Source organism: Anaerolineales bacterium (genome assembly GCA_037382465.1).
Taxonomy (GTDB): domain Bacteria; phylum Chloroflexota; class Anaerolineae; order Anaerolineales; family E44-bin32; genus WVZH01.
This window is the reverse complement of the sequence record JARRPX010000111.1, coordinates 1-6728: the sequence shown is the minus strand read 5'-3', so window position 1 is coordinate 6728 and position 6728 is coordinate 1. Positions and strand designations below refer to the sequence as shown.

Genomic DNA, 6728 nt, shown 5'->3' with positions numbered 1-6728 from the left:
CGACTTTGCCAGCCGGCTGAGATGCATACCCATCATACTGCAAGAATAAAGGAAATCGAGCGTAAAATCTCGGTCTGAGATTGCGTCGATGCTGTTCTGGGTTATTTTCCCAAAACCCAGGTCTTTGGCCAGTCCAGCACGGTCGATGGGGAAAGAAGTGCCCGCCAGGGCGCCCGAGCCCAGCGGCAGCACCGCAGCAGAAGCGTGCGCTTGAGCCAATCGTTCACGATCGCGGATCAACGCCCAGACGTGGGAAAGCATCCAATGACCCCAGGTGACCGCCTGGGCGTGCTGTAAGTGCGTGTAGCCAGGCATCGGTGTGGACAGATCGCGTGCGGCGTTTTCCAGCATCGCCCGACAGAGATCGTCGGTTGCCTGATCAAGCTGCTCGGCGGCCCACATTGTCCACAGACGAAAATCCGTCGTCACCTGATCGTTGCGGCTTCGGCCGGTATGCAGTTTGCCGGCCAGCGGCCCGACGATTTCCGTCAATCGGCGTTCGACGGCGGTGTGGATGTCTTCATCGCTCTCCACTTCCTCGAACTCACCGGACTGGAATTCCTGCAGGATCGTTTCCAGTCCGTTTACCAAGATCTTGGCTTCTTCCTTGCCGATCACACCCGCCTTGGCAAGGGCGCGTGCCCAGGCCTGGCTGCCCAGTATGTCCTCACGGTGCAGGCGCACGTCGAAGGGGAAGCTTGCGTTGAGCTGCTGCACGAGCTGGTCGGTCGGCTTGGACATTCGTCCGCCCCACAGTTTCATGATTTTTGCCCTTTTTTGTGCGGCCTGGATATCCTCGCCGCTAATGAAATTACGATGCGATCGGACGCTAAGTTCAAGTGCGGTAGTCGGCGTTGATCGAGACGTACTCGTGTGTCAAATCGCAGGTCCATACGGTTGTGTCGGCCTGGCCCAAGCCCATGTCCAGGCGTACCCTGATTTCGTTTTCCTTGAAAATCGCTTCGGCCAGGCTTTCATCATAATCGAGCGGCATGCCCTCGTCGACCAGCTGCAAGTCATCGTACTTGCCGCTGGCGATCCACAGCGCCAGACTTCCGGAATCCAGAGACACGTTCGCCCTGCCTGCGGCTGCAAGGATGCGTCCCCAGTTGGGATCGCCGCCGGCGAAGGCGGTCTTAACCAGTGGGGACGTGGCGATGGTACGAGCCAGACGCAAGGCTTCATCCTGCGAGCGGGCTCCGCATACCTGCAGGGTGATGAACTTCGAAGCGCCCTCGCCATCACGTACGATGGCCTGCGCCAGTTCGACGCATATCGCATCGAGCGCTTCTTCGAAATCCGTTTCCGCGGCACCTTCGTTCAACGTCACGCCGCTGGCGCCGTTGGCAAGGATCAGGACCGTGTCGTTGGTGCTGGTGTCGCCGTCGATGGAGATGTGGTGGAAGGACCGGTCCACGGCGGCCCTCAACATTCCGTCGAGATCCTCGGCCGGAACGGCCGCATCCGTAGTGAGTACCACCAGCATGGTAGCCATGTTCGGGTGGATCATGCCCGAACCCTTGGCGATGCCCCCGATGGTCACCTTACCACCCGGAAGATCCACGCTGACCGCAGTGTGTTTCGGGTGTGTGTCGGTCGTCATGATGGCGCGGGCGGTATCTTTTCCGTTGTTCGCCGATAGATGCCGGCATGCGTGTTCGATCCCGACGGCGATTTTATCCAGATCGAGCTGCACGCCAATCACGCCGGTGGAAAGCACCAGCATTTGTTCGGGGGCACATCCAGCGCATACCGCGGCCAGTTCTTGCATGCGTTTACAGGCTTCCAACCCTTTCGGGCCGGTGCAGGCGTTGGCGATCCCGGCATTGGCCACGACGCCGCGCAACTTCGTCGGATCGTCTGTCAGCATCTGCCGATCGACGATCACCGGTGCGGCGACGATTTCGTTGCGTGTGAATACACCGGCGCCGCTGCACTCGTGATCGGAGAGAATAAGCGCCACGTCCATCACTCCCTTGTCCTTCAACCCGCAGGTCGCGGCGCCGGATCGAAATCCCTTTGGAGAGGTGACGGAGGTTGATGAATCCTTCGGCGTCCTGTTGATTGTATACGTCATCCTGGCCGAAGGTGGCGAAATCTTCCCGGTAGAGACTGTTTTCGCTGTAGCGGCCCAGAACGGTGACGTTGCCTTTATAGAGCTTCAAGCGCGTCCATCCGGTGACGTTGCGCTGCGTTTCGGTGATGAAGGCCTGGATGGCTCGGCGCAGGTTGGTGAACCATTTACCGAAGTAGACCAATTCGGCGTAGCGCAGGGCGACCTGTTGTTTGAAGTGCAGCGTGTCACGATCCAGGCACAGTGATTCCAACTCTCGATGGGCGGTGTAGAGAATCGTGCCGCCGGGCGTTTCATATACGCCGCGCGACTTCATTCCCACCAGCCGATTTTCGACCAGGTCCACCCGGCCGACGCCGTGACGGGCGCCGAGTTCGTTGAGGCGTTCGATCAGCGCCGCCGGCGAAAGCGAGTCGCCATTCACAGAAACCGGCACGCCGGCCTGGAAGTGGATTTCGACTTCTTCCGCTTCGTCGGGGGCCTTTTCCGGTGCGGTGGTCCATTGAAAGATATCTTCCTCGGCCGCGTTCGCCGGATTTTCAAGCAAGCCGCCTTCGTGAGAGAGATGCCATAGGTTTCGATCGCGGCTGTACATCGATCCGGATTTGGCGGCCACAGGCACGTTGTGTTTCTTGGCGAATGCCAAGGCGTCCTCCCGCGAACGAATGTCCCACTCGCGCCAGGGCGCGATCACCTTCAGAGTGGGATTGAGGGCCTTGTAGCTCAATTCGAAGCGCACTTGGTCGTTGCCCTTGCCCGTGCAGCCGTGCGCAACTGCATCCGCGCCTTCTTCCTCGGCCACAGCGACCTGCCATTTGGCGATCAGCGGCCTGGCGATTGAGGTTCCCAGCAAATACTGCGATTCGTACACCGCGCCGGATTGAACCATGGGCATGAGAAAATCACGGGCGAACTCCTCGCGCAAGTCTTTTTTCACCAACTTGGTGGCTCCGGATGCGGTACTTTTCTCTTCCAGTCCGCCGAGTTCCTCACCCTGACCGACGTCGGCGCAGAAACATATCACTTCGCAGCCGTAGTTCTCACGCAACCAGGGAACGATGACCGATGTGTCCAGGCCGCCGGAATAGGCCAATACGGCTTTATTGATTTTTGGTTTGGGCATTTTGACCTCCAGTTTTTGTATGTGAGCTCCCATGGTTGGGTGGGCGCATATCACTCAGGTGGAGAACGACGGCGCTCTCGTCGCATTGGTCTTGCACCGAACAGAGTGCGCAGTCCTTCCAGATTTTTTCGGGGAACCAGTTCTTATCGCTGCGGGTGAAGCCGAGGCGTTCGAAAAAGGGCGCCACGCGCGTCAGCGCAAACAGGGTATGCACGCCGCGCCGCAGCGCCTCATCGATCAACGCACCCACGATGGCCGAACCCAGTCCTACTCTTTCCGTGCTTTCATCGACGACCAGGGAACGCACTTCTGCAAGGTGTGGGCTGTAGAAATATAGCGAACCGCAAGCCACGATCGATTCACTGCCGTTGATCACGATCCAATCTTCGATGCTCTCCCGGATGGCTTCCGGCGAGCGCGGCAGAATTTTACCGTTGCGGGCATGAACGCCAACCAGTCGTGCGATCCCCTCCACGTCCTTGAGTTTCCCGGGTCGGGTTTTTTTCATACCGGTTCTCCTGTACCTCACAAATCGGCGATGCAGTCGCCAAGAATTTCCAGGCCTTCTTCGAGTTCCTCGTTGTTGATGACCAGCGGTGGGCAAATCCGCAGCACGTTTTCTCCTGCGTTGACGACCAACAAGCCTCGTCCGCGCGCCGCGTCGATCAAGGGTTTAACCGGTTGGTCGAATTCGACGCCGATCAGCAATCCCGCACCGCGCACGTCGAGGATGTGCGCGGAGTCGACTTCCTTCAATTGCCTCATGATTTTCTCGCCCTTGCTGCGTACTCCCTGCAGGAATTCTGGTTGGGAGATGCGGTCGAAGACTACCTGGGCGGCGCGGCAGACGAGCGGTCCAGCGGCGAAGGTGCTGCCGTGGTCGCCCACCTTGATCGCTCTGGCGATCTCCTCGGTGACCAAGGTGGCGCCGATGGGTAAACCGCCGGCGAGTGGTTTGGCGAGAGTCATGATGTCCGGATTTACGCCGTGGGCGTCGTGCGCCCAAAGGTATCCCGTGCGGCCCAGCCCACACTGTACCTCGTCGAACACGAGCAGCGCCTCGTGGGTATTACAAAGCGATCGCAGTTCACTCAAGAAAACGCCTTCCGCCGGATGGATACCGCCTTCACCTTGCAAGGGTTCGATAAACACGGCGCAGGTCGTTTCTCCGATGGCGTGCTGGGCGGCCTCGATGTCGTTCAACGGTATGAAACTGATGTCCGGCAGGAGGGGTGCGAAGGGCATGCGGTATTTGGCTTTGTAGGTGAGTGAGAGTGCACCGTACGTTCGGCCGTGAAAGCAGTGCTCGAAGGCCACGATGTGTTTTTTACTCGCACCAAAATGCACACCGGCCCATTTGCGGACAAATTTGAGCGCCGCTTCGTTCGCTTCGGCGCCCGAATTGCAGTAATACACACGGTCGGCGAAGGACGATTCCACCAGGCGCTGGGCGAGTTCGACGTGGGGTGCAGTGTGGTACAGGTTGCTGACGTGGGTCAGCTTGCCGGCCTGGTCCCGGACCACCTGCACCCACTCGGGATCGCTGTGGCCCAGGGCAGTCACGGCAATTCCACTGACCCAATCCAGATAGCGATTCCCTTCGCTGTCGAACAAATACACCCCTTCACCGTGGGTAAAGACGACGTCGGGTCGGGAGTAAGTCGGAACGATATATCGGGCTTCTGCTTGCGGAATCTCACTTGGTTTCATGGGGCACCTTCATTCCTGGGAGTCGTACTTGCGGATCGGGAATCCGGGATCGTGAACGTCGTACCGCGATCCTGCTCGAGTCCGTTCAGATCGACGATGCGCACGTTGGGAATGCCTTTCCCGGATACGTCCAGCGCCGCCTGTACTTTGGGGACCATGCCGCCGTTGATCGCGCCGCTGGCCATAAGCTGCCCGGCTTCGTCTCGAGTGAGGCAGGCGAGGATTTCCCCATCGACCATCACGCCGGGTACGTTGGAGACGAAATCGATGTGTTCGGCCTGGAGCGCCACGGCGATGGCGCTCGCCGCCTGGTCGGCGTTGACGTTGTAGATCTGTCCGTCCGTGCCGAGAGAAATTGGGGCGATCACGGGGGTGATGCCCTGCGCCAGCAAGTCCATCAACAAATCGGCGCGCACGGAGATGATTTCTCCCACGTAGCCCAGGTCTCCGTCGGGGATCTCCAGTTTCTTCACCCGCAGCAGACCGCCATCCACCCCGCACAGACTGACGGCGTCGACTCCGGCGGTCAACAATGCGGCGGCGAGCTGCTTGCCCACCAGACCGCAGAGCACCATCAAAGCCGTGTGCAGCGTATCGCTGTCGGTGCGGCGCATGCCCTGGATCTTGATCGTTTCCTGACCCAGGCGCTGCTGCAGTTCATCCACCGCCTTGCCGCCGCCGTGCACGATGACGGTGGGCTCGTCCATGTCGCGTAATACCTGGGCAAAGTTGGGCATGAAATCCGATTTGTCGAGTTCGTTTCCGCCGATCTTGATCACGCGCATGGATGCAGCCCTCGGTTCAGTCCGGTAATCCGGCAGTTTCGTCGATGCCGAACATGGCGTTCATGTTCTGGACGGCCTGGCCGGAAGCGCCTTTGATCAGGTTGTCGATGGCCGAGGTGAGGATGAGCACACCTTCGGTCAGCGTCAGGCCGATGGCGCAGCGGTTGGTGTAATTGACGTGTGCGTAGGTCGCAGTTTCACCTTGTGACAACACGTGAATGAACGCTTCGTTTCCATAGGCCCGATCGTAAAGCTGGCGCACTATCTTCTCGTTCCAATTCGAGTCGAGATGAACGTAAATCGTGGAAAGCAGACCGCGCGGCGCGGGGACGAGGTGCGGCGAGAAGATCAACGCCGGCGCGTCGTCCGACCACCAGGCGGCAGCCTGCTCCATCTCGGGAAGGTGACGATGCGTGCGGCCGACGTTGTACGGCGAAAGATTGCCGTCCACCTCGACGAATTGCGTCGTCAGCTTCGGCTTGCGCCCGGCGCCGGAGACGCCCGATTTCGAGTCGACGATGACCGTGCTGTGGATGGCGTTTTCATCGAGCAGCGGCTTGAGCGCCAGCAGCACGCTGGTCGGGTAGCAGCCCGGGTTGGCGACCAGCCTCGCACCCGGCAGATCGGCGCGTACGGCTTCCGTCAGCCCGTAAACTGCTTCTTGCTGCAGTTCCGTAGCGGGTTGCTCCACTACGTACCATTTCTGGTAGTTTTTGGCATCACGCAGGCGGAAGTCGGCGCTGAGGTCGCCGACGCGAACGCCTGCAGCCAGCGCCTGGACGGCAACCTGCGCCGATTCGGCGTGCGGCAGGCAGAGGAAAACGACCTGCGTGTCTTTCAAAGGTGCCTCTGCGGGATCGATCAGCGGTACGTCCGGTGCGGAAGGGAACACCGCTGGAAGACGTTCGCCCGCGCGCGACTTCGAGGTGGCGAAACACAGATTTACCTGTGGATGATGGACGAGCAGCCGGATCAGCTCCAATCCGGTGTAGCCCGTGGCGCCAATTACGCCGACTTTGATCATCGATCCTCCAAA

6 protein-coding genes and 1 pseudogene are annotated in these 6728 nt (G+C 59.8%); all 7 read right to left on the bottom strand.

The window, feature by feature from the left end:
• On the bottom strand, positions 1 to 762 hold a 762-nt coding region (argH, locus tag P8Z34_16935; protein ID MEJ2552358.1), incomplete at its 3' end, for an argininosuccinate lyase.
• A gap of 73 nt (positions 763 to 835) precedes the next feature.
• Complete coding sequence (gene argJ, locus P8Z34_16930) at positions 836 to 2077, bottom strand: bifunctional glutamate N-acetyltransferase/amino-acid acetyltransferase ArgJ (protein MEJ2552357.1); 1242 nt, start codon at positions 2075 to 2077, stop codon at positions 836 to 838.
• Positions 2034 to 3197: pseudogene (locus P8Z34_16925) on the bottom strand (argininosuccinate synthase). Before P8Z34_16925 ends, argJ begins: the two are co-directional and overlap by 44 nt.
• Positions 3175 to 3705, bottom strand: a complete 531-nt coding sequence (locus P8Z34_16920; GenBank protein ID MEJ2552356.1) for a GNAT family N-acetyltransferase — start codon at positions 3703 to 3705, stop codon at positions 3175 to 3177. The pseudogene P8Z34_16925 and the gene P8Z34_16920 overlap by 23 nt, the downstream one beginning before the upstream one ends.
• Before the next feature lie 17 nt (positions 3706 to 3722).
• Positions 3723 to 4907 carry an acetylornithine/succinylornithine family transaminase gene (locus tag P8Z34_16915; GenBank protein ID MEJ2552355.1) on the bottom strand — a complete coding sequence of 395 codons (1185 nt, stop codon included), beginning with the start codon at positions 4905 to 4907 and terminating at the stop codon, positions 3723 to 3725.
• The gene (gene argB, locus P8Z34_16910) at positions 4904 to 5692 is read right to left on the bottom strand and encodes an acetylglutamate kinase (protein ID MEJ2552354.1); all 789 of its coding nucleotides are present in this window, start codon (positions 5690 to 5692) and stop codon (positions 4904 to 4906) included. The genes P8Z34_16915 and argB overlap by 4 nt, the downstream gene beginning before the upstream one ends.
• Positions 5693 to 5708: 16 nt before the next feature.
• Positions 5709 to 6728, bottom strand: a 1020-nt coding sequence (gene argC / locus P8Z34_16905) for an N-acetyl-gamma-glutamyl-phosphate reductase (GenBank protein ID MEJ2552353.1), incomplete at its 5' end; no start/stop codon positions are given.